Below are 21530 nucleotides of genomic sequence, written 5' to 3' on the forward strand. Positions count from 1 at the left end.
GGCGGCCGTACGGGCGGCATAGCGTATGAACGATATGCCGTACGGGCCGCATGCCGCTTCCGTACGTCATGCCGTACGAGCGCGGGCATGCCGTACAAAAGCGGCTGCACAGAAGACAAGCCACGAAAACAGCAGGCAGTAAGGCATGGAGAGGAGAACCGCGTGCGGGCAGGGGTGCTGGGGTCGCCGATCGCGCATTCGCTGTCGCCCTACCTGCATCGGGCGGCCTATCAGGCGATGGGGCTCGACGGGTGGAGCTACGAGGTCCGCGAGTGTGACGAGGCCCGGCTGCCCGGGCTGCTGGGGGAGCTCAGGCCGCGTCGCGGTGAGGTGCCGGGGGACGAGGGGGCCTGGGCGGGGTTGTCGCTGACCATGCCGCTCAAGCGGGCCGTGCTGCCGCTGCTCGACAGCGTCTCCGACCTGGCCGTCGAGGTGGGCGGGGCCAATACCGTGGTGTTCCGCGACGGCGCGAGCCATGGGGACAACACCGACGTCTACGGCATCGAGCGGGCGCTGGCCGAGGCGGGGGTGCCGGCGCCGAGGTCGGCGACCGTGCTGGGCGGGGGCGCCACCGCCGCATCGACACTGGCGGCGCTGCGCAACCTGGGGCTGCACTCGGCGACCCTGCTGGTACGCGATCCCGCCAGGGCGGGGGACACGGCCGGGGTGGCCGAGCGGCTCGGGATGGCGCTGGCGATCGAGACGTTCGACAAGCTCGATGTCTCGACGCGGGTGGATCTGGTGGTGTCCACGCTGCCGAGCGGGGCGGCCGACGCCTTCGCGGCGCGGCTGGCGCGGGTTCCCGCGCTCTTCGACGTGGTCTACTCGCCCTGGCCGACCAGCGCGGCGGCGGCGGTCCAGGCCGGGGGCGGCACCGTGGTCGGCGGGTTCGGGATGCTGCTGCACCAGGCGGTGCGGCAGGTGGAGCTGATGACGGGCCGGACGGATGTGCCGGTGGAGGCCATGCGCGCGGCCGGCGAGGCGGAGATCCTCAGACGGTCGGCCAGCCGTACGGGCTGATCAACCGAGCGGCCAGGATCAACCAGGCGGTCACATGCCCTCCTGCTGGCTAATTTTCTGGACAGAATTTACCGCTCAAACCTCTGGCCAGCGGGGATGATTCGAAGAAGTCTCGTGGTTGTGGTAACGTAGCTCACTGATCGGTCCGGCATGCCTTGCTGGACGCGCAAGCGGAGGTCTCCCTCCCACCTGAGTCGCCGAGAGGCGGCCGGGTCCAGGATCACGCCGGACTTACTCCGGGGAGCTTACGGCCACGATGCCAAAGAGCTCAGTGGCCCCGCATGCGCGACGTGCGGGGCTTTTCGCGTTTGGCGCGGAGTTCCTCGGCACCGAGCACGTACGGGATCGCAAACCTAGGAGGCCCCATCAGCACTGAGCCCCGCATCAACGAGCGTATCCGAGTTCCCGAGGTTCGCCTCGTGGGCCCGAACGGCGAGCAGGTAGGCATCGTCTCCATTCACGATGCCCTCAAGCTCGCTCAGGAGGCCGACCTAGACCTCGTCGAGGTCGCGGCCACGGCTCGACCGCCCGTGTGCAAGCTCATGGACTACGGCAAATTCAAGTACGAGTCCGCGATGAAGGCGCGCGAGGCGCGCAAGAATCAGGCGCACACGATCATCAAGGAGATCAAGCTCCGGCCGAAGATCGACCCGCACGACTACGAGACCAAGAAGGGTCACGTGGTGCGGTTCCTCAAGGCGGGAGACAAGGTCAAAGTCACGATCATGTTCCGTGGTCGCGAGCAGTCCCGGCCGGAGCTCGGCTTCCGGCTGCTGCAGCGGCTCGCGGACGACGTCCAGGAGCTGGGATTCGTCGAGTCCCACGCCAAGCAGGACGGTCGTAACATGATCATGGTGATCGGTCCGCACAAGAAGAAGGCCGAGGCCAAGGCCGAAAAGGCCGCAGCCAAGGCACAGCGTGGCGGCGAGGAGCCTTCCGAGCTGGGGTCTTCCGAGCAGGAAGCTCCCATACAGGAAGCGTGACCCGCGGTTGGGGTTAGCCTTAACAGCACACCCCGACAGCCACCCCGCCAGACGAAGACGCCGCGACCGGGTCGGCCAGCACCGGCCCGGCCACCGGCACGGACGAATTGAGGAGAGACGGCGAATGCCGAAGATGAAGACGCACAGCGGTGCGAAGAAGCGGTTCCGGCTCACCGGCACCGGCAAGGTCGTGCGCCGCCGGGCCAATCGCGCGCACTACAACGAGTGGAAGTCGTCCACGCTGACGCGCCGTCTCAAGAACGAAGTCGTCCTGTCCGACGCTGACTCCAAGAAGATCAAGAAGCTGCTCGCCAAGTAGCGCGACCCCCGGGGAGATAGAACATGGCACGCGTGAAGCGGGCGCTCAACGCCAAGAAGAAGCGCAAGGTCGTCCTCGAGCGGGCTTCCGGTTACCGTGGCCAGCGGTCACGTCTGTACCGCAAGGCCAAGGAGCAGATGCTCCACTCGATGACGTACGCCTATCGGGACCGCAAGGACCGTAAGGGTGCGTTCCGTCGTCTGTGGATCCAGCGGATCAACGCCGCTGCCCGCCAGAACGGCATGACGTACAACCGCCTGATCCAGGGTCTGCGGCTGGCCAACATCGAGGTCGACCGTAAGATCCTCGCCGACCTCGCGGTCAACGACAGCCAGACCTTCGCCACGCTCGTCGAGGCCGCCAAGAAGGCGCTGCCGGCGAACGTGAACGCCCCGGCCGCGAGCTGAGGCGCTTGACAAAGGAGCCCGGCGAGGCTCTAGCCGAGGGCCCACCTGATGGTGGGCCCTTTGCTGTATGTACAGGCGCCACGACCGCAACCGCTCTGCGCACAGGCGCCACGACCGGGCACGTAGCCGGTGCGACCGGCCGTACAGATCATCAGGGGAGAGCATGGCCGGATCCGAGCTGACCAACGTGAAGTCGCCGCGCGTGAAGGCCGCCAGACGGCTCGCCAAGCGCGCCTTCAGGGAGCAGGACCGCAAGTTCCTGGCCGAGGGGCCCCAGGCCGTACGCGAGGCGCTCAAGCTCGAAGGGGTGACGCTGGAGCTGTTCGCCACCGCCGAAGCCGAGCTTCGCCACCCCGAGCTGATCACCGACGCGACGCTCAAGGGCATCCCGATCCACCGGGCCAGCGGCGAGGTCATGGCCGAGCTCTCCCAGACCGTCACCCCGCAGGGACTGCTGGCCGTCTGCCGGCTGGTGCACGTACCGCTCGACGGCGCCCTGTCCGGCGACCCGCGCCTGGTCGCGGTCCTGGCGCACGTGCGCGACCCCGGCAACGCGGGCACCGTCATGCGCGCCGCCGACGCCGCGGGCGCCGATTCCGTGATCTTCACCGACGCCTCCGTCGACCCGTACAACGGCAAGTGTGTACGCGCCAGCGCGGGCAGCCTGTTCCACCTGCCCGTCACCATCGGTACTCCGGTGGCGGGGGCCGTGCGTCAACTCAGAGAGCGCGGACTTCGCGTGCTGGCGGCCGACGGCGCGGGCAAGCACACGCTCGACGACGTCGACCTGTCGGGCCCCACCGCGTGGATCTTCGGAAACGAGGCATGGGGTCTGCCCGAGGAGGTTCTCGCCGAAGCCGACGATGTGGTCAGAGTGCCCATCTACGGACAGGCCGAAAGCCTCAACCTGGCCACCGCGGCCGCGGTATGCCTTTACTCCTCCGCCAGGGCTCAGCGAGTGCCCTAGGCGGCTGGAAACCCGCTATTGTCGGCCTTGTAGGCGGAGGAGGCGAGTTCGTGCACGGCGCAGACACCGATGGTCGAGTGGTCGCCTCCGCGTGCACGATAGCCATCGACGATCTTCCAGACGGCCTCATCGTGACCGACAGATTCGGTTGCGTGCTGGCCGTCAACCGGGCCGCCGCGCGGCTCACCGGCGTCACCGTCGAGCGGGCGGTCGGCAGGGACATGAACGAGGTCTTCCCCTTCCGCGACCACGACGGCCGCGAGTGGTGGAAGGCCCTCGACCCCGAGGGCGGCCTGCGCACCCGCAGCAGGGTGCCCGAGCGCCCCATCCACCTGCCCGGCGGGCAGGAGCTCTACGTCGCGGCCAGGCTGTCGCGCGAGCCCGAGCGGTGCGGCGACGTCGACCGGGTGACGATCACCTTGCGTGACGGCGGCGCCCGCGCCCGGCTGGAGCGCAGCCGCGCCGACCTGGTCTCCACGGTCGCCCACGAGCTGCGCTCGCCGCTGACCAGCGTCAAGGGCTTCACCGCGACCCTGCTGGCCAAGTGGACCCGCTTCACCGACGAGCAGAAGCGCGTCATGCTCGAGACCGTCAACAACGACGCCGACCGCGTGACCAGGCTGATCACGGAGCTGCTCGACGTCTCCCGCATCGAGTCGGGCAGGCTGGAGCTGCACCGCCAGGTCGTCGACGTGCCGGCCAGAGCGCGGCGCATCATCGCGGGCCGCGTCGCGGCGGGGGAGGCCGAGGACCGCTTCCGCCTCGTCGTCGGCGACCATCTCCCCGAAATGTGGCTGGACCAGGACAAGGTCGACCAGATCCTCGGTAATCTGATGGAAAACGCGGTGCGCCACGGACGCGGCACCGTCACCATAGACATCGAGTCCGTCGGATGGGGAGTTGCCGTGTCGGTGCGCGACGAGGGCGAGGGCATCGCGCCCGAGCTGGCTCCGCGCGTCTTCCGGCAGTTCTGGCGCGGCAACAGCCGCCGGCGCGGCGGCACCGGGCTCGGCCTGTTCATCGTGAAGGGCCTGGTCGAGGCGCACGGCGGCACGATCACCGTGCAGCGCGCGCCCGAGGGTGGGGCGGAGTTCCGATTTACCGTGCCCACCGGCACCCCTGACTTCGCCACTGTGTAGCCCCTGCGCGGCAGGCGGGCGCGAGTCGGGCCCGGTGGGCGGATCCCACTAGACTCTGTCAAGCTCAAGCCCTGGATACGGAGCTCACTCTTGTCTGACTACGACCCCGTCGAGGTGACACCGTTGCATGCCGACGAGGTGTCCCGCATGGAGGCCGACGCCCTGGCGGCGATCAAGACGGCCGGCGACCTCGACGCACTCAAGCAGGCGCGGCTGGCCCACGCGGGCGACCGCTCGCCCATCGCGCTGGCCAACCGCGAGATCGGCGCTCTGCCGCCCGCGGCCCGCGCCGAGGCCGGCAAGCGCGTCGGCGGCGCCCGCAAAGCGATCAACGAGGCGCTCGCCGCCCGGCAGGCCGAGCTGGAGGCCGAGCGCGACGCCCGGGTGCTCGTCGAGGAGGCCGTCGACGTCACCCTGCCGTGGGACCGGCAGCCGCGCGGCGCCCGCCACCCGCTGACCACCATGCAGGAGCGCATCGCCGACACCTTCGTCGCGATGGGCTACGAGGTGGCCGAGGGCCCCGAGCTCGAAGGCGAGTGGTTCAACTTCGACGCCCTCAACATCGCCAAGGACCACCCGGCCCGCTCCGACCACGACACCTTCTTCGTGGAATCGACCGAGTCGGGCATGGTCCTGCGCACCCAGACCTCGCCGGTGCAGATCCGCGCGCTGCTGCAGCGGGGCGCGCCGTGCTACGTCATCTCGCCGGGCAAGGTGTTCCGCACCGACGAGCTCGACGCCACCCACACCCCCGTCTTCCACCAGGTCGAGGGCCTGGCGATCGACGAGGGGCTGACGATGGCCCACCTCAAGGGCACGCTCGACCGGTTCGCCGAGGTCATGTTCGGCGAGGGCATCACCACCCGGTTCCGGCCCAACTACTTCCCGTTCACCGAGCCGTCGGCCGAGATGGACCTCAAGTGCTTCGTCTGCCGCGGCGCCTCGGCGATCCCCGGCAACCCGCCGTGCCGCACCTGCAAGTCCGAGGGCTGGATCGAGTGGGGCGGCTGCGGAATGGTCAACCCGCGCGTGCTGATCGCCTGCGGCGTCGACCCGGCGATCTACTCGGGATTCGCGTTCGGCATGGGCATCGAACGCACGCTGATGTTCCGCCACAACGCTGAGGACATGCGCGACATGGTCGAGGGAGACGTGCGCTTCACGCTTCCGTTCGGATTGGAGATCTGATGAAGGTCCCGCTCTCCTGGCTGCGGGAGCACGCCGATCTCCCGGCGGTCACCGCACAAGAGGTGGCCGACAAGCTCACCGCGGCCGGGCTCAAGCTCGAGTCGATCACCTCCCACGGCCACGACGTGAAGAACGTCGTGGTCGGCGAGGTGCTCGAGATCGAGGAGCTGACCGGTTTCAAGAAGCCGATCAGGCACTGCAAGGTCGAGGTCGGGGAGGCGATGCCGCGCGAGATCGTCTGCGGCGCCACCAACTTCGCCGTCGGCGACCGCGTGCCGGTCGTGCTGCCGGGCGGCGTGCTGCCCGGCGGCTTCGAGGTCGGCGCGCGCAAGACCTACGGGCGGCTGTCCGAGGGCATGATCTGCTCCGAGCGCGAGCTCGGTCTCGGCGACGACCACGGCGGCATCATGGTCCTGCCCGCCGGCACCCCGATCGGCGCCGACGTGGTCGAGCTGCTCGGGCTCCGCGACGACGTGATCGAGCTGGAGATCACCCCCGACATCGGCTACGCGCTGTCGGTCAGGGGCGTGGCACGCGAGGCCGCGACCGCCTTCGAGGTGCCCTTCCACGACCCCGCCGACGTCGAGCTGCCTGCCGCCGACGAGCAGGCGTGGCCCGCCTCGATCGGCGACCCGACCGCCTGCGACAGGTTCGTGCTGCGCGAGGTCACCGGCTTCGACCCCGCCGCACAGAGCCCGCTCTGGATGCGCGTACGCCTGACGCGGGCCGGCATGCGGCCGGTGTCGCTGGCCGTCGACATCACCAACTACCTGATGCTGGAGCTCGGCCAGCCGCTGCACGCCTTCGACCGGGCCAAGCTCACCGGCGAGATCGTCGTACGCCGGGCCGGGCAGGGCGAGCGCCTCGAAACGCTCGACCACGTCACCCGCGAGCTCGACCCCGACGACATCCTGATCACCGACCAGTCGGGCCCGATCTCGATGGCGGGCACGATGGGCGGGCTGGAGACCGAGATCTCCGGTGAGTCGACCGACATCGTCATCGAGGCCGCGCACTTCTCGGCGACCGGCATCTCCCGGGAGTCCCGCAGGCACAACCTCGTGTCCGAGGCGTCCAAGCGGTTCGAGCGCGGCGTCGACCGCGAGCTGCCGCTCGTCGCCTCGTGGCGGGCGGTGAGCCTGCTGGCCGAGCTGGGCGGCGCCACCGTGCGGCCGGGTCTGACGCACGCCGAGGTCGACGTCGAGCCGGCGCGCATCGCCATTCCGGCGAGCCACCCGGGCGACGTGGCCGGCGTGCCCTACTCCAAGGAGACCGTCGTACGCCGCCTGGAGCAGGTCGGCTGCGTCGTGACCGACGGCGACGACCCGGCCGTGCGCAGGGGCGGCGTCGACCCGACCGGAGTCGTGACCGGCGGCGAGCTGGCGGCCAAGCTGGCCGTCACCGGCGACGACATGCTCACGGTCACCCCGCCGTCCTGGCGGCCCGACCTCACCGACCCCAACGACCTGGCCGAAGAGGTCATCCGCCTCGAAGGCTACGAGCGCCTGCCCTCCGTGCTGCCCAAGGCTCCGGCCGGCGCCGGGCTGACCGAGGGGCAGCGGCTGCGCAGGCGGGTCGGCCGGACACTGGCCACCGCCGGTTACGTCGAGGTGCTCGCCTACCCCTTCATCAGCGAGGGCGACTTCGACGCGCTGCAGCTGCCCGCCGACGACGCGCGCCGCCGCGCTCTGCGGCTGGCCAACCCGCTGGCCGAGGACGAGCCGCTGCTGCGCACGACGCTGCTGCCCGGGCTGCTCAAGACCCTGGTACGCAACGCCGGTCGGGGCTTCTCCGACGTGGCGCTGTTCGAGTCGGGGTCGGTCTACCGGCCGCGCGAGGGAGCGCCGGACACCGCGCCGGTGCTGGGTGTCGAGCGCGGGCCCAGCGACGACGAGCTGGCCTCGATCGCCACCGCTCTGCCCGACCAGCCGCACCGGGTCGCGGTCGTGCTGGCCGGCGAGTTCGAGCGGTCCGGCTGGTGGGGCCAGGGCCGTCAGGAGTGCTGGGCCGATGCCGTACAAGCGGCCCGGCTGGTGGCGGCCGAGGCGGGAGTCGAGCTGTCGGTCATCGCCGACCAGCACGAACCATGGCACCCGGGCAGGTGCGCCGCCCTCTATGTCGGCGACACGCTCGTCGGCCACGCAGGCGAGCTGCACCCGCGCGTCGCCGAGGCCTACGGGCTGCCGCCGCGCACCTCGGCGATGGAGCTGGAGCTGTCCAAGCTGGACTCGGCCATGCCGGGTCCGGTCGACGCGCCGGCCGTCTCGTCCTACCCGGTCGCGACCCAGGACGTGGCGCTGATCGTGCCCGACTTCACGCCGGTCGCCGACGTGGAGGCGGCGCTGCGTGACGGGGCGGGCGAGCTGCTGGAGTCGATCCGGCTGTTCGACGTCTACGCGGGGGAGCAGGTGGGGGAGGGCAACAAGTCGCTCGCCTACACCCTGCGCTTCCGCGCGGCCGACCGGACGCTGACGGTGGAGGAGACTACGGCGGCTCGTGACGCCGCCGTGGCCATGGCCGCCGACCGCGTCGGCGCCCAGCTCCGCGGCGCCTGACCGTCCAGTCGCCACGAGGTCCGGTACGGTCCGCCGTACCGGACCTCACGCATGAGCCCGGCGTGCCGGGCCCTATGGGCCTCACGCGTGAGCCCGGCGTGCTGGGCCCTATGGGCCTCGCGCATGAGTCCGGTGTACGCGACCCCCGCGCAGGAGCCCGGCGTATCGGGCCGCACGCATGAAAGGCCGGAGATGATGAGGCATCTGCTGGTGTTCGCCGAGCGCGACGACGCCGAGGAGGTGGCGGAGGCGCTGGGCGAGCGGTTCCCCGCGCTGGGGACACCCCAGGTCGTGCGGGAGACTCTCGCCGGAGAGGACGACGCCGAGGACGCGCAGTGGCTGGTCGTCCTGGAAGGGCTCGACGAGGGCGGCCTGCCGGAGGTCGACGCCCTCGTGGAGGACCACGACGGCTGGCGCGAGCCGGGCTGACCACAGCGTGCCTCAGGCGGTGAAGCGCGCCGGCCACAGACAGCGGCTTAAGGCGGTGAGGCTGGGCTGGCCACAGCCACGGCTTCAGGCGGGCAGCCGTGCCTAGGCGGTGAGGCGGCTTTCCCGCCGCGCCTTCTCGGTCAGGGCGTGCTCGTCGGTGCGTGAGTCGTACCCGCGGAACTTCGGCAGCACCGCCGCCAGCCCGGCCACCGCCGCGACGCACAGCACGCCGCCCGCGCCCAGGGAGAACCGGGCGCCGCCCCACTGCGCCATCAGCCCGGCTCGGGCGTTGCCGAGCATCGGGCCACTGGCGTAGGACAGCAGCTCGATGCCGGCCAGTCTGCCCCGCAGCTCGTCGGGGATCGTCTGGTTCCACATCGTCATGCGGAAGATGCCGCTGATCATGTCGGCCGCCCCGGCCAGCGCGAGGCAGAGGAAGATCGCCCAGACGTTCGGGATCACCGCCGCCAGTGCCATCGCGGCACCCCAGAGCGTCGCGGCGATGATCACGCCCATGCCGTGGCGGTGTACGCGCGCCGTCCACCCGCCGGTGAGCGAGGCCACGAGCGAGCCCACCGCACCCGCCGAATAGAGCAGCCCGAGCGCCTGAGGCGCGCCGAGCTGGTCGGCCAGGAACGGGAACAGCGCCGTCGACATCGCGAACAGCATGGCGGCGATGTCGACCAGATAGGTGCCGACCAGGTCGCTCCGCCCGGCCGCGTAGCGCAGGCCCTCCACCAGCGAGCTCAGCGACGCGGGCGCGGCGTCCTCGGCGGGCGGCACAGCCTTCATCCGCCAGAGCAGGAGCAGGGACAGGACGAAGCTCACCGTGTCGAGGCCGTAGGCGACGGCCGTGCCGAACGCCGTCACCAGCAGCCCGCCGAGCGCCGGGGCGATGATCGCGCCCAGGGTCCAGCGCAGGTTGGCCAGCACCGCGGCCGCGGCGAGCTGGTCGTGCCGGACCACCTGCGGGATCAGCGCCTCCAGGCTGGGCCGTTGCAGGCACCCGATGCCCATCGCCAGTGCGCCGATCACGTAGAGCACCCAGACCTGCGGGTGGGGGAGCAGCGAGTTGACCATGAGCAGCCCCGAGGTCACCATCAGCCCCAGCTCGCTGAGCAGGATGACCTTGCGCCGGTCGAGCGCGTCGGCGATGGCGCCGCCCCACAGCCCGCACACCACCATCGGCACGAACTCGGCCAGGCTCACCAGACCGACCGCCACGTAGGAGCCGGTGAGCTCCTTCATCTGGTACGGCACCGCGACCATGGTGATGAACGTGCCGAACATCGTGATGACACCGGATGCCATGAGCAGCCGATAGTCACGCGAGTCGCGCAGCGGGCCCAGGTCGGGTGCCAGCCCGCGGAGCAGGCGTTTCAGTTGATCGGCCACGAGATCTGATTCTGCGTTGTGGCCCTTGGCATGGGCAAACGGTTTATGGCGCGGCTCTTGGCACGAGCGGCTCCGGCACAAGGCTGGGCCCCCGGAGTGTCTCCAGGGGCCCAGCGAAGCGGTGTTCAGGCGGCAGGAACCTTGTCCAGGAAGCCCAGGACCCTGGCGATCCGGCCGTCGGCGGCCAGCTGCACCACGTCGAACCCGACCACCACCGGCTCCTCACCCGCCGGGCCCAGGTGCCAGGTGAACCGGGCGATGTCGTGGTGGGCGTCGTACACCTCACCGGGGCTGAACACGAAGCCCGGGAACATGCCCTGCGCGCCCTCGATCAGCGCGGCGAGCCCGGCGTGCCCCGAGACCTCGGCCAGCGGGTCGGTGTAGGTGGCGTCCTCGGTCCAGACCTCGGCCACGGCCTTGGCGCGGGCGTCGGCGTCGGTCTCGTTCCAGGCGGCGATGTAGCGGTCGACCAGTTCGTTGCTCATGGTTGTCTAACCTTTCAGGCGATCTTTCAGGTGATAGTGAGTGGGTCAGTGGAGCCGGCGGAGGCCCATGATCTGCAGCTCGGCGAAGACGCCGACCACGAGCGCCTGGCCGATCGCCCACACCGCGCCGGGCGTGGTGAACTCCGTCGCCCCGGTGACCACGGCGGCCACGCTGGCCAGGGTCCAGGCGGCGTTGAGCGCGATCACGGCCTTGGTCGCCGCCGGGCTGATCGTCCGGCGGCCGGCCAGCAGACCGACCGCGGCGCCGTACGCGAGAAGGAAGACGCCGATCGCCCTGAGCAGGCCCGCGTCCGGGCCGAGCAGGTCGCTCGCGGGACCGGCGGCGGCGAGGTAGACGAGCCCGTTGACACCGGTGACGACGGCGTCGGAGGCCAGCGCGAGGCGCAGGAATCTGGCCCGGTCGGTCACAGTGAGGGCGGTCATTTCGGCGCTCCCTTCGAGCGGTTCGTTCGGACATGAGAACCATGTCAGCGGGGGTGGGAGCGCCGCGATTACGCCAGAGGTAATGCGCGCGCTTATCTTCGGCTCCACCTGGGGCGCGGCCCTCAAAAGACGGTCCGGAGGGAGATCTTTTAGCGGTGCGCACTCCGAGCCGCCCGCGTGCCCGGCATAGTGGTCAGCCCGGCGCGAGACGGTGTTCTCCCAGGTCGGGGCGATGGGGGGTCGCAGTGGGTCTGTGGGGAAAAATCCGGAAGACGGGGCGGATGGCCGAGCCACCGCTGGAACGCGGGAAAGATTGCGAAACGTCCGAGCTGTCGGGATCGGTGCAGATCCGCCACGTGGACGCGGGCTCATGCAACGGCTGCGAGGTGGAGATCGCCTCGGTGTTCGGGCCGGTCTACGACGCGGAGCGCTACGGCGCCCGGCTGGTCGCCTCGCCGAGGCACGCCGACGCGTTGCTGGTCACCGGGCCGGTCACGCGCAACATGGAGATGGCGCTGCGCCGCACCTACGAGGCCGTGCCGGAGCCGCGCATGGTGATCGCGCTGGGCGACTGCGCGCGTGACTGCGGGGTGTTCGCGGGCGCGTACGGCGTCGTGGGCGCGGTGGGCGACGTGGTGCCGGTCGACGTCGAGGTGACCGGGTGCCCGCCGCCGCCCGAGGCGATCATCGAGGCGCTGCGCGGGATGACCGGGCGATGATCCTCTACGCGTGCGCCCTGGGCCTCTGCCTGGCCGCCGCCCTCCTCGCCCTGCCGCGCCCACGCGCGACCACCGTCACGGCGGAAGCGGTCACCGCGCTGGCCGGAGTGGTGGCGGCCGTGGCGGGGGTGCGGGCGACGCTCGGCCACGGTTGGTCGGCCTGGCTGCCCGACCTGCTGCCGCTGGGCGGCCTGCGCCTGACGCTCGACCCGCTCGGCGGCCTGTTCACCGCCATCACGGGCGCGGTGACGGTGTGCGCGGCGATCCACGGCATCGGCTCCGGAGCGGCCAGGGCGACGCGGGTGGTCATGCCGCTGTTCGTGGCGGCGCTGCTGCTGGTGCCGGCGGCCGGCGGCGTGAGCACGTTCCTGTTCGGCTGGGAGCTGATGGCGATGACCTCGCTCCTGCTCGTGGCGGCCGAGCACCGCGACCGGCCGTCGGTCAGGAAGGCCGCGCTCTGGTACGGCGTCATGACCCATCTCGGCCTGGTGACGATCATGTGCGGGCTCTGCTACCTGGCGGCCGGAGCCACGGGCGATGGCTTCGACCAGCTGCGCGCCGCCGAGCTGTCGCCCGTCGCCAAGGACGTGATCTTCCTGACCACCCTGACCGGGTTCGCGGCCAAGGCCGGGATCGTGCCGCTGCACGTGTGGTTGCCCAGGGCCTACCCGGCCGCGCCCGGTCACGTGTCGCCACTGATGAGCGGCGCCATGGTCAACATGGGCGTCTACGGCGTGGTCAGGGTCGGCCTCGACCTGCTGCGCGGCGGCCCCGTCTGGTGGTGGTGGATCGTCCTGGCGCTCGGCGCCCTCTCGGCGCTGTACGGAGTGCTCCACGCGGCCATGGCCACCGACCTGAAGCGGCTGCTCGGCTACTCCTCCACCGAGAACATGGGCCTGGTGCTCATCGGCGTCGGCGCGGCCGGCTTCTTCGCGGCCGACGGCGCCGGCCCGCTGGCCGCCCTCGCCCTCACCGCGGCCCTGCTGCACGTCGTCAACCACGCCGCGTTCAAGACGCTGCTGTTCCAGGCGGCCGGCTCGGTCCATCGGGCGACGGGCACCAGGGATCTCGACGCGCTCGGCGGCCTGCGCACTCGCATGCCGTACACCACGGCCCTGTTCGCCGTCGGTGCCCTGTGCGCGTCGGCGCTGCCGCCCGGCAACGGCTTCGTCAGCGAATGGCTGCTGCTGCAGAGCCTCATCCACGCGCTGCCCGCCTCGGGGGTGGCGGGCGCGGTCACGATGCCGCTGGCCGTGGGCGCCATCGCGCTGACAGCGGGGCTGGCCGTGGCCACGTTCGTGAAGGCGTTCGGCGTCGGGTTCCTGGCCAGGCCGCGCAGCCCGGCCGCCGAACAGGCGGCGGAGAGCCCGCGTACGGCGATCTGCGGGACGGCGCTGGCGGCGGCGGCCTGCCTGCTACTCGCGCTCGACCCCGCGCTGGTCCTGCCCGCGCTCACCGAGGCCGTCACGCGGGTGATCCCCGCGGGCCGGCCGGTCACCGGGGAGATGACGCTCCGGCTGAGCGCGATCACCGGCTCGATCTCGCCGGTCCTCATCGCGCTGGCGCTGGCCGGGGCCGTGACGGCCGTGCTGTCGCTGGTCCGCGTCGTGGCCGCTCGGCGCCCACGACGGTCGGCCCGCCTGTGGGACTGCGGCGCGGGACCGGTCTCGGCCCGCATGGAGTACACCGCCACCTCCTTCGCCGAACCCCTGCAACGGGTCTTCGTCGACGCCCTGCAACCGGAGAGCGCCATCGACGTGACGGCCGTCAAGGAGTCGGCCTACCTCGTCCAGCGGGTACGGTTCCGGGCCAGGGTGCCCGACCGGGTCGAACGGCGGCTGTACGAGCCGGTGCTGGCCGCCGCCGTCAGGCTCGGCGCGCGGGCGCGGCGGCTGGCCGACGGCAGCGTCCACCGCTACCTGTCCTACGGCTTCTACGCGCTGACCGGCGTGCTGATCGTGCTGGCGGTGATCTCGTGATCGCCATGGTGCTGCAGGTGCTCGTGGTGGCCGCCGGAGCGCCGCTGCTGGCCGGCCTGATGCGCCAGGTCAGGGCCCGCCTGGAGGGTCGCGCGGGCGCCGGGGTGCGCCAGCCGTGGCGCGACCTGCGCAAGCTGGCCCGCAAGGAGCCCATCGCCCCGCGCGGCACCGGCTACCTGTTCAGGGCGGCGCCGCCGCTGCTGGCCGGGACGACGCTGGTGGTCGCGGCGGCGGTGCCGCTGGTCACCGCCGCCTCGCCGCTCGACGGCGTCGCCGACCTGTTCGCGGTCGCCGCGCTGCTCGCGCTCGGCTCGGTGGCACTGGCGCTGGGCGGCCTCGACACGGGCACCGCGTTCGGCGGGATGGGCGCCAGCCGGGAGATGACCGTGCTCGCCCTGGTCGAGCCGACGATCCTGCTGGCCGTCTTCGCGCTGTCGATCCGCGTGGGCACCACCGACCTCGGCGCGATCGTCACCGAGACCGCGAGCAGCCCGCTGTCGGTCATCTCCCCGGTGAGCCTGCTGGCCGCCGTCGCGCTCGCGGTGGTCACGATCGCCGAGTCTGGCCGGATCCCGGTGGACAACCCGTCGACCCACCTGGAGCTGACGATGATCCACGAGGCGATGATCCTGGAGTACGCCGGCCCCGACCTGGCGCTCATCGAGTGGGCCTCGGCGATGCGGCTCACGGTCATGCTCGGGCTGTTCGCCGCGCTGTTCGCGCCGGTCGGCATCGCCACCGCGGGCGCCGGGCCGATCATGCTGCTGGTCGCCGTGGTGGCGTTCGCCCTGAAGGTGGCGCTGCTGGGCGGTCTGCTGGCGGCCGGTGAGGTGTTCATGGCCAAGCTGCGCCTGTTCCGCATCCCCGAGCTGCTGGCCGGCTCGTTCCTGATGGCCCTGCTGGCGGTCGCCGCCTCCTTCTTCCTGGCGTGAGTGAGATGACTGATCCCGTGTACGTGCAGGCGCTCGACCTGGCCTGCGGCGCCTTCCTGCTGACGGGGGTGCTGGTCCTGTGGCGGCGCGACCTGGCCGCGATCATCTGGCTGTTCGGGCTGCAGGGGGTGGCGCTGGGCGCCCTGATCGCGGTCAGGGGGCTGCACGAGGCCGACGTCGAGCTGACCGTGCTCGGGCTCGGGGTGGGGCTGCTGCGCGCGGTGCTCCTGCCCTACCTCATGCGGCGCGCGCTGGCGGCCGGCGAGGAGGGGCGCGAGGCCCGGCCGCACGTCAGCGTCGCCGCGTCGCTGCTGGTCACGGCCGTCCTGACGATGCTCGCGTACGCGGTCTCCCAGCCCCTCGTACGCTTGGCGCCCACGCCCGCCACCCAGGCCGTGCCGATCGCGCTGACCGTGCTGCTGGTGGGCTTCTTCGTGCTGGTCACCAGGAGACGGGCGCTGTCGCAGGTGGTCGGGTTCCTGCTGATGGACAACGCCATCACCGCCGCCGCCTTCCTCACCACCACCGGGGTGCCGCTGGTGGTGGAGCTGGGCGTCTCCCTCGACGTGCTGCTGGCCGTACTGGCGCTGCAGGTTCTGACCACCCGGATGCGGGCCGCGTTCGGCGGCACCGACCTCGACGAGCTACGGGAGCTGCACGACTGATGGTGATCGTCCCGGTGGCGCTGCCGCTCGCGGCCGCGTGCCTGTATGCCCTGTTCGGCTGGAATCGCGGGACGGAGTGGCTTGGCGCCCTGTCCGCGGGCGGGCTGCTCGCCGCCGCCGTCCTGCTCGCGCGGGCCGAGGAGGGGAGCGGGCTGTGGGGGCTGCTGCGGGTGGACGCGCTCAGCGCGTACATGCTGATCGTGATCGGCGTCGTGGCGTTGCTGGCGATGCTGGCCAGCCCCGGATACCTGCGGGCCGAGGCGGCCGCCGGCCGTACGGGGCCGCGGGCCGCCCGTAGCTACGGGATCTTCACCCAGTGCTTCGTCGCGGCGATGGCGACGGCCGTGCTGGCCGCGAGCCTCGGGATGCTCTGGGTGGCGGTCGAGGCGACCACGATCCTGACCGCGTTCCTGGTCGGGCAGCGCCGCACCAGGAAGGCGACCGAGGCGGCCTGGAAGTATGTGGTGATCTGCTCGGTCGGCATCGCGCTCGCGCTGCTCGGCCTGGTGATGGTGCACTACGCGGCCGTACACGCCGGGCTGTCCTCGCGCGAGGGGCTCGACTGGGTGTCGCTCGCCGAGCACGCCGGGCGGCTGGACCCGGGGGTGACGCGGATCGCGGTGGTCCTGCTCGTGCTCGGCTTCGGCGCCAAGGCGGGGCTCGCGCCGCTGCACGCCTGGCTGCCCGACGCCCACAGCCAGGCGCCCGCGCCGGTCTCGGCGCTGATGTCCGGGGTGCTGCTGTCGGTGGCGTTCTACGCGATCCTGCGGGTCAAGGTGGTCTCCGACGTGGCGCTCGGGGCGGGGTTCTGCCGGATGCTGCTGATCGTGGTGGCGCTGGCGTCGCTGGCCGTGGCGGCGGCGCTGCTCATCGGGCAGCGCGACTTCAAGCGGATGCTGGCCTATTCGAGCATCGAGCACATGGGGCTGATCGCGCTCGGCGCGGCCATCGGCAACGGGCTGGCGCTGGGGGCGGTGTTGCTGCACATCCTCGGGCACGGGCTGGGCAAGTCGGTGCTGTTCATCGGCTCGGGACGGATCCAGCAGGCGGCCGGGAGCAGCAGTGTCGACGCGGTGCGCGGGCTCGGCGGGCGGGCGCCTGGGCTGGCCGCGGCCTTCGGGCTCGGGCTGCTGGCGCTGCTGGGGTTGCCGCCGTTCAGCCTGTTCGCCAGTGAGCTGGGGATCGTGCGGGCGGGGTTCGCGGCCGGGCTCGGGTGGGCGGTGGCGCCCGCGCTGGTGCTCATGCTGGTGATCGTCGCCGGGGTGGGCAGAGCGGCGGGCCGCATGCTGCTCGGCGCCGCGCCACCGGGCTTGGATGACGGGTATGGCGGGCGGTTGCGCGGCACGGGTGTGGCGCTGGTCGCCGGGCTGGTGGCGTGCGCGGTGCTCGGAGTGACGCTGGGGCCGCTCCGGCCGCTCCTGGAGTCCGCCGTGACCATCGCGACCGCCGGACCGCCGCTGAGCGCCATGGGAGGTGCGCGATGACGGCTACGCTCCCGCTGGTCGCCGAGATCGGGCCCGGCGAGCTCGCCGGGTGCGCCGCCGAGCTGCTGGCTCTGGGACACCGCGTCGCGCTCGTGGCCGCGCACGCCGAGGACGACGGTTTCCGGCTGGTCTACCTGTTCACCGCCGCCCGTCCGGCGAGGCGGGCCGAGCTCCACGTACGCCTGACCGAACCCGCCGTACCCAGCCTGGCCACCTTCTCCTTCCCGGCCGGGCGCTTCGAGCGGGAGATCCGCGACCTGTACGGCATCACCCCCGAAGACCACCCGCTGCCCAGTCGCCTGGTCCGCCACCACCACTGGCCCAGAGGCTGGTACCCGATGCTCCCCGACGCGGGCCCGCCCCCGTCGTTCGGCGACCCCGAGGGCCCGTACCCGTTCGGCGACGTCGAGGGCGACGGCGTCTACGAGATCCCGGTCGGCCCCGTGCACGCGGGCTGCATCGAGCCGGGCCACTTCCGCTTCTCGGTGGTCGGCGAGACGATACTCAAGCTCAAGGCCCGCCTGTGGTTCGTGCACAAGGGCCTTGAGCAGCTCTTCGAGGGCCGCCGGCCGGAAGACGGTCTGGCCCTGGCCGAGCGGGTCAGCGGCGACACCTCGGTCGGCCACGCCCTGGCCTACTGCCTGGCCGTCGAGGAGGCCACCGGCACCGCCGTCGACCCCGACTCGCAGCGCGCCAGAGCCGTGCTGCTGGAGCTCGAACGCCTCTACAACCACGTCACCGACCTGGGCGCGCTCTGCAACGACGTCGCCCACAGCGTGCTGCAGGCCCACTGCGGCACCGTCCGCGAGCAGCTGCTGCGCGTCAACGCCGAGGTCACCGGCCACCGCCTGCTGCGCGGCGCGATCCGGCTCGGCGGCGCCGAGCCGCTGGCCCTGCCCGACACCGCCAGGCTCGCGGCGCTCGGCGCCGAGGTGGCCGAGATCGTCGCTCTCGCGCTCGGCCACGGCGTGGTGTCGGACCGGTTCACCGGCACCGCCGTGCTCACCGAGCGGGCCGCCGCGGACCTGGGCACGCTCGGCTACGTGGCCAGGGCCAGCGGGCTGGACGTCGACGCCCGTCGCGACCATCCGTTCATCGACCTGGGGCCGTTCCCGGTGGCGATCCGGGCCGGGGGAGACGTGCTGGCCCGCTTCCAGGTCAGGGCCGACGAGATCGCCGCCTCGATCGGGCTGATCGACCGGCTGGCGCACACCTCGGCCGACTGGAGCCTGCCGGACGGGCGGCGCGGCTCGGGCGTGGGCATCGTCGAAGGCTGGCGGGGCACGATCGTCCATCGCGTCGAGCTGGGCGCGGACGGCCGGCTGGCCAGAGTGAAGATCGCCGATCCGTCGTTCTTCAACTGGCCCGCCCTGCCGGTCGCGCTGGGCGGGGCGATCGTGCCCGACTTCCCGCTGGTCAACAAGAGCTTCAACCTGTCCTACGCGGGAAACGATCTCTAGCCGCCCAGCACCTCACGGCCTCTGGCGCCCGGCACCTCGCGCCTTCTAGCCGCCCAGCACCTCGCGGCGCAGGTGGGTCTTGAGGATCTTGCCGCCCGGGTTGCGCGGCAGCTCCGCGTCCCTGAACCAGATGTGCGCGGGGATCTTGAACTTGGCGATGCGCTCCGCCAGGAAGGACTGGAGCTCCTCGGCGGTGGTCGAGGTGCCCGGCTTGAGCCGGACCACCGCGCCCACCTCCTCGCCCAGCTCGTCGTGCGGGACGCCGATCACCGCGGCGTCGTCCACCGCCGGGTGCTCGAACAGGGCCGCCTCCACCTCGGCGGAGTAGACGTTCTCGCCGGCCCTGATGACCATGTCCTTGGCCCGGTCCACGATGTAGACGAAGCCGTCCTCGTCGATCCTGGCCAGGTCACCGGTGTGCAGCCAGCCGTCGACGAAGGTCTGCGCGGTCGCCTCCGGCTTGTTCCAGTAGCCCATGATGACGTTCGCGCCGCGTACGCACAGCTCGCCCACCTCGCCGGGCGGCAGCTCCTCGCCCAGCGGGCCGGCCACCCGGAGGTCCACCACGGCCGTGGGCAGGCCGATGCTGTCGGGCCTGGCCAGGTAGTCGGGGCCGCCGTTGCCGACGGCCAGGCCGGTCGTCTCCGTCATGCCGTAGCCGTTGGAGGCGGCGCGGTCGGGCAGGTTCTCGCCGATGCGCTCCAGCAGCTTCGGCGGCGCCGGCGCCCCGCCGTAGCCGAGGGTGGTCAGCGACGACAGGTCGTACTTGACGAAGTCGGGATGCGACATCAGCTGCCACGCGTTGGTCGGCACGCCGATCATCGCGGTGATCCGCTCCCGCTCGATGAGCCGCAACGCCTGCCCGGGGTCCCACTTGTACATCAGGACCAGCCCGCCACCCGCGAACATGGAGGTGGTCAGCCCGGAGAAGCAGCCGGTGACGTGGAACAGCGGCACGGTCAGCAGCGTCACCCGGCGCGCGCCCGTCGCCGCGCCGACGTCCTTGCCCGAAAGCGCGACCGCCCGCATCAGCCCGTAGGCGAGGGTCATCGGCGCCTGGCCCAGGTTGCGCTGGCTGCCCAGCGCTCCCTTGGGCTGCCCGGTCGTGCCGGAAGTGTAGAAGATCGTGGCCGGATCCTCGGGGGAGAGCTGGACGTCCGGCAGCGTCACATCCCCGGTGACCTCGCCCAGCACGTCGCCGAACGAGCGCGCGCCCTCGGGCACCTCGCCTCGGGCCACGATCATCGGCACGCCCGTGTCCGCGAGCCGGACGGCCCGCTCACCGTCCACGATCAGCACCTTGGCCTGGCAGTCGCGCACGCCGTACGCCAGCTCCGACTCGGTCCACCAGGCGTTGAGCGGCACGGCGATCGCCCCGGCGGCGAGGGCGGCGGAGAAGGCCACCACCCACTCCGGGTAGTTGCGCATGGCCACCACCACCCGATCGCCCTTGGCCACGCCGTAGTCGGCCACCAGGCGGTTGGCCAGCGTCGCCGCGCGCCGGAAGTGCTCCTCGAAGGTGATGTGCTCGTCCTCGTAGACGAGGAACTCCTTCTCGCCGTGGTACCTGCTCATCTCCAGCAGGGCGCGGAAGTGGGCCGGAGCGTGTTTCCAGGTCCGCACTCCCGTATCGCCGATCTCCTCCATCTCGAAAAGCTGGCCAGGACCGGTGAGCTGGGCTTGGACCTGGGCATGAGAAAGAGTCATGCGAAGTACTCCCGCGGTGGACGGCTCTATCGGATAAATCACAGTACCGACCGGTAGGTACGTCGCGCTAGAGCGCGAAATCCGGCTGAAACGGGGGGTTAACCGTCTCGCTATGTGAGCGCAATGGCGCGCCCAGCTTGCGTGTTCATGTCCTGGAGTGCATCATCGTCATAGTAAGGACATGAGTTTAGGTGCATGATTATGCAGGGGGTTGGGAATGAGAGCGGCGATCGCGGGAGCCAGCGGCTACGCGGGCGGTGAGCTTCTGCGCCTGCTGCTCGGGCATCCGGAGCTCGAGATCGGCACGCTCACCGCGGCCGCCAGCGCGGGCAGCGCGCTCGGCGCCCACCAGCCACACCTTCCGCAACTGGCCGACCGGATCATCGAGGACACCACCCCCGAAACGCTGGCCGGGCACGACGTGGTCTTCCTGGCCCTGCCGCACGGCCACTCCGCCGCCGTCGCCGCCCAGCTCCCCGAGAGCACGGTCGTCGTCGACTGCGGAGCCGACCACCGGCTCGCCGACCCGGCCGCCTGGCAGGAGTTCTACGGCGGCGAGCACGCCGGCACCTGGCCCTACGGCCTGCCCGAGCTGCCCGGCCAGCGCGAGGTGCTCAAGAACGCCAAGCGCATCGCGGTGCCCGGCTGCTACCCGACCTCCGTCATCCTCGCCCTGCTGCCCGCCTTCGCCGCCGGCCTGGCCGAGCCCGACGTGGTCGTCGTCGCGGCCAGCGGCACCAGCGGCGCGGGCAAGGCACTCAAGCCCAGCCTGCTCGGCAGCGAGGTCATGGGCTCGGTCAGCGCCTACGGCGTGGGCGGCGTCCACCGGCACACCCCGGAGATGGAGCAGGCGCTCGGCGCCGTCGCGGGCACGCCGGTCCGGGTGTCGTTCACCCCGACGCTGGCCCCGATGAGCCGCGGCATCCTGGCCACCTGCACCGCCCCCGCCGCGCCCGGGCTGACCAAGGCCGCCGTGCGCGAGGCGTACGAGAACGCGCTGGCCAAGGAGCCGTTCGTCAACCTGCTGCCCGAGGGCACCTGGCCCGCCACCGCGATGACCTACGGCGCCAACACCGCCGCCCTGCAGGTGACGCTCGACGAGCGCGCGGGCCGCGTGGTCGCCGTCATCGCCATCGACAACCTCACCAAGGGCACGGCCGGAGGCGCGATCCAGAGCGTCAACCTCGCACTCGGCCTGCCGGAAGAGCTCGGCCTCCCCCTGACAGGAGTTGCTCCGTGAGAGAGCGCAGCGT

20 protein-coding genes are annotated in these 21530 nt (G+C 71.6%); 16 read left to right on the plus strand and 4 right to left on the minus strand.

All coding sequences use genetic code 11. The annotated features are described in order from the left end of the window. The first annotated feature begins 162 nt into the window (after positions 1-162). The 9 genes from ACQP2T_RS24015 (at position 163) to ACQP2T_RS24055 (ending at position 9007) form a co-directional block, all read left to right on the plus strand. Positions 163-1020, plus strand: coding sequence for a shikimate dehydrogenase (locus tag ACQP2T_RS24015; protein WP_433518326.1), 858 nt, complete (start codon positions 163-165; stop codon positions 1018-1020). A 281-nt stretch (positions 1021-1301) separates the two neighbouring features. Further along, complete coding sequence (infC, locus tag ACQP2T_RS24020; protein ID WP_433518327.1) at positions 1302-2003, plus strand: translation initiation factor IF-3; 702 nt, start codon at positions 1302-1304, stop codon at positions 2001-2003. A gap of 124 nt (positions 2004-2127) precedes the next feature. Further along, positions 2128-2322 carry a 50S ribosomal protein L35 gene (rpmI, locus tag ACQP2T_RS24025; RefSeq protein WP_225298242.1) on the plus strand — a complete coding sequence of 65 codons (195 nt, stop codon included), beginning with the start codon at positions 2128-2130 and terminating at the stop codon, positions 2320-2322. 23 nt (positions 2323-2345) lie between these two features. Continuing rightward, positions 2346-2729: a 50S ribosomal protein L20 gene (gene rplT / locus ACQP2T_RS24030; protein WP_219538506.1), complete on the plus strand. Its 384-nt coding sequence runs from the start codon at positions 2346-2348 to the stop codon at positions 2727-2729. A 163-nt stretch (positions 2730-2892) separates the two neighbouring features. Next, entirely contained in the window at positions 2893-3696 is an 804-nt protein-coding gene (locus ACQP2T_RS24035) for a TrmH family RNA methyltransferase (protein ID WP_433518328.1), read from the plus strand. Between the two features lie 50 nt (positions 3697-3746). Continuing rightward, positions 3747-4835, plus strand: coding sequence for a sensor histidine kinase (locus ACQP2T_RS24040; protein WP_357955524.1), 1089 nt, complete (start codon positions 3747-3749; stop codon positions 4833-4835). A gap of 147 nt (positions 4836-4982) precedes the next feature. After that, positions 4983-6023, plus strand: a complete 1041-nt coding sequence (gene pheS / locus ACQP2T_RS24045; protein ID WP_433519819.1) for a phenylalanine--tRNA ligase subunit alpha — start codon at positions 4983-4985, stop codon at positions 6021-6023. Next, complete coding sequence (locus ACQP2T_RS24050) at positions 6023-8578, plus strand: phenylalanine--tRNA ligase subunit beta (RefSeq protein WP_433518329.1); 2556 nt, start codon at positions 6023-6025, stop codon at positions 8576-8578. Before pheS ends, ACQP2T_RS24050 begins: the two co-directional genes overlap by 1 nt. 192 nt (positions 8579-8770) lie before the next feature. After that, positions 8771-9007: a hypothetical protein gene (locus ACQP2T_RS24055; protein WP_433518330.1), complete on the plus strand. Its 237-nt coding sequence runs from the start codon at positions 8771-8773 to the stop codon at positions 9005-9007. A gap of 102 nt (positions 9008-9109) precedes the next feature. Here ACQP2T_RS24055 and ACQP2T_RS24060 read toward each other — a convergent pair whose 3' ends face one another. From ACQP2T_RS24060 to ACQP2T_RS24070, 3 genes are all read right to left on the minus strand, one after another. Then, positions 9110-10402, minus strand: coding sequence for an MFS transporter (locus ACQP2T_RS24060; RefSeq protein WP_433518331.1), 1293 nt, complete (start codon positions 10400-10402; stop codon positions 9110-9112). A gap of 125 nt (positions 10403-10527) precedes the next feature. Next, positions 10528-10887: a nuclear transport factor 2 family protein gene (locus tag ACQP2T_RS24065; RefSeq protein ID WP_358187146.1), complete on the minus strand. Its 360-nt coding sequence runs from the start codon at positions 10885-10887 to the stop codon at positions 10528-10530. 45 nt (positions 10888-10932) lie between these two features. After that, positions 10933-11331, minus strand: coding sequence for a hypothetical protein (locus ACQP2T_RS24070; RefSeq protein WP_433518332.1), 399 nt, complete (start codon positions 11329-11331; stop codon positions 10933-10935). 341 nt (positions 11332-11672) lie between these two features. Between ACQP2T_RS24070 and ACQP2T_RS24075 the strand changes: the two genes are divergently transcribed. Genes ACQP2T_RS24075 through ACQP2T_RS24100 form a run of 6 tightly spaced genes read left to right on the plus strand, consistent with a single transcriptional unit; the run spans position 11673 to position 18570 of the window. After that, a complete protein-coding gene (locus ACQP2T_RS24075) occupies positions 11673-12050 on the plus strand; it encodes an NADH-quinone oxidoreductase subunit B family protein (RefSeq protein WP_357654685.1) in 378 nt (125 codons plus the stop codon). Next, positions 12047-14029, plus strand: coding sequence for a proton-conducting transporter transmembrane domain-containing protein (locus ACQP2T_RS24080; protein ID WP_433518333.1), 1983 nt, complete (start codon positions 12047-12049; stop codon positions 14027-14029). The genes ACQP2T_RS24075 and ACQP2T_RS24080 overlap by 4 nt, the downstream gene beginning before the upstream one ends. A 5-nt stretch (positions 14030-14034) precedes the next feature. Then, entirely contained in the window at positions 14035-14961 is a 927-nt protein-coding gene (locus ACQP2T_RS24085; protein WP_433519820.1) for a respiratory chain complex I subunit 1 family protein, read from the plus strand. Positions 14962-14966: 5 nt separating this feature from the next. Beyond that, positions 14967-15626 (plus strand): hypothetical protein, encoded by a 660-nt coding sequence (locus ACQP2T_RS24090; protein ID WP_357654682.1) that lies wholly within the window; start codon positions 14967-14969, stop codon positions 15624-15626. Continuing rightward, complete coding sequence (locus tag ACQP2T_RS24095; protein ID WP_433518334.1) at positions 15626-17110, plus strand: proton-conducting transporter transmembrane domain-containing protein; 1485 nt, start codon at positions 15626-15628, stop codon at positions 17108-17110. The genes ACQP2T_RS24090 and ACQP2T_RS24095 overlap by 1 nt, the downstream gene beginning before the upstream one ends. Further along, positions 17107-18570: an NADH-quinone oxidoreductase subunit C gene (locus tag ACQP2T_RS24100; protein WP_433518335.1), complete on the plus strand. Its 1464-nt coding sequence runs from the start codon at positions 17107-17109 to the stop codon at positions 18568-18570. The genes ACQP2T_RS24095 and ACQP2T_RS24100 overlap by 4 nt, the downstream gene beginning before the upstream one ends. A gap of 45 nt (positions 18571-18615) precedes the next feature. Here the strand turns inward: ACQP2T_RS24100 and ACQP2T_RS24105 are convergent, their stop codons facing one another. Continuing rightward, positions 18616-20277 carry a class I adenylate-forming enzyme family protein gene (locus tag ACQP2T_RS24105; RefSeq protein WP_433518336.1) on the minus strand — a complete coding sequence of 554 codons (1662 nt, stop codon included), beginning with the start codon at positions 20275-20277 and terminating at the stop codon, positions 18616-18618. Positions 20278-20488: 211 nt separating this feature from the next. Here ACQP2T_RS24105 and argC point away from each other — a divergent pair, with 211 nt between their 5' ends. After that, positions 20489-21517, plus strand: a complete 1029-nt coding sequence (gene argC, locus ACQP2T_RS24110; RefSeq protein ID WP_433518337.1) for an N-acetyl-gamma-glutamyl-phosphate reductase — start codon at positions 20489-20491, stop codon at positions 21515-21517. Positions 21518-21530: the final 13 nt, after the last annotated feature.

It is taken from the genome of Nonomuraea sp. CA-143628, from assembly GCF_050942315.1.
In the GTDB taxonomy this organism is placed as follows: Bacteria; Actinomycetota; Actinomycetes; order Streptosporangiales; family Streptosporangiaceae; genus Nonomuraea.

What these genes read in the sequence shown, in the direction of transcription:
- ACQP2T_RS24100 (WP_433518335.1), top strand. Translation starts at nt 17,107, where the DNA reads ATGACGGCTACGCTCCCGCTGGTCGCCGAGATCGGGCCCGGCGAGCTC.
- ACQP2T_RS24055 (WP_433518330.1), top strand. Translation starts at nt 8,771, where the DNA reads ATGATGAGGCATCTGCTGGTGTTCGCCGAGCGCGACGACGCCGAGGAG.
- infC (WP_433518327.1), top strand. Translation starts at nt 1,302, where the DNA reads ATGCGCGACGTGCGGGGCTTTTCGCGTTTGGCGCGGAGTTCCTCGGCA.
- rplT (WP_219538506.1), top strand. Translation starts at nt 2,346, where the DNA reads ATGGCACGCGTGAAGCGGGCGCTCAACGCCAAGAAGAAGCGCAAGGTC.
- pheS (WP_433519819.1), top strand. Translation starts at nt 4,983, where the DNA reads ATGGAGGCCGACGCCCTGGCGGCGATCAAGACGGCCGGCGACCTCGAC.
- ACQP2T_RS24085 (WP_433519820.1), top strand. Translation starts at nt 14,035, where the DNA reads ATGGTGCTGCAGGTGCTCGTGGTGGCCGCCGGAGCGCCGCTGCTGGCC.
- ACQP2T_RS24035 (WP_433518328.1), top strand. Translation starts at nt 2,893, where the DNA reads ATGGCCGGATCCGAGCTGACCAACGTGAAGTCGCCGCGCGTGAAGGCC.
- ACQP2T_RS24065 (WP_358187146.1), bottom strand. Translation starts at nt 10,887, where the DNA reads ATGAGCAACGAACTGGTCGACCGCTACATCGCCGCCTGGAACGAGACC.
- ACQP2T_RS24105 (WP_433518336.1), bottom strand. Translation starts at nt 20,277, where the DNA reads ATGACTCTTTCTCATGCCCAGGTCCAAGCCCAGCTCACCGGTCCTGGC.
- ACQP2T_RS24095 (WP_433518334.1), top strand. Translation starts at nt 15,626, where the DNA reads ATGGTGATCGTCCCGGTGGCGCTGCCGCTCGCGGCCGCGTGCCTGTAT.
- rpmI (WP_225298242.1), top strand. Translation starts at nt 2,128, where the DNA reads ATGCCGAAGATGAAGACGCACAGCGGTGCGAAGAAGCGGTTCCGGCTC.
- ACQP2T_RS24080 (WP_433518333.1), top strand. Translation starts at nt 12,047, where the DNA reads ATGATCCTCTACGCGTGCGCCCTGGGCCTCTGCCTGGCCGCCGCCCTC.
- ACQP2T_RS24090 (WP_357654682.1), top strand. Translation starts at nt 14,967, where the DNA reads ATGACTGATCCCGTGTACGTGCAGGCGCTCGACCTGGCCTGCGGCGCC.
- ACQP2T_RS24050 (WP_433518329.1), top strand. Translation starts at nt 6,023, where the DNA reads ATGAAGGTCCCGCTCTCCTGGCTGCGGGAGCACGCCGATCTCCCGGCG.
- ACQP2T_RS24070 (WP_433518332.1), bottom strand. Translation starts at nt 11,331, where the DNA reads ATGACCGCCCTCACTGTGACCGACCGGGCCAGATTCCTGCGCCTCGCG.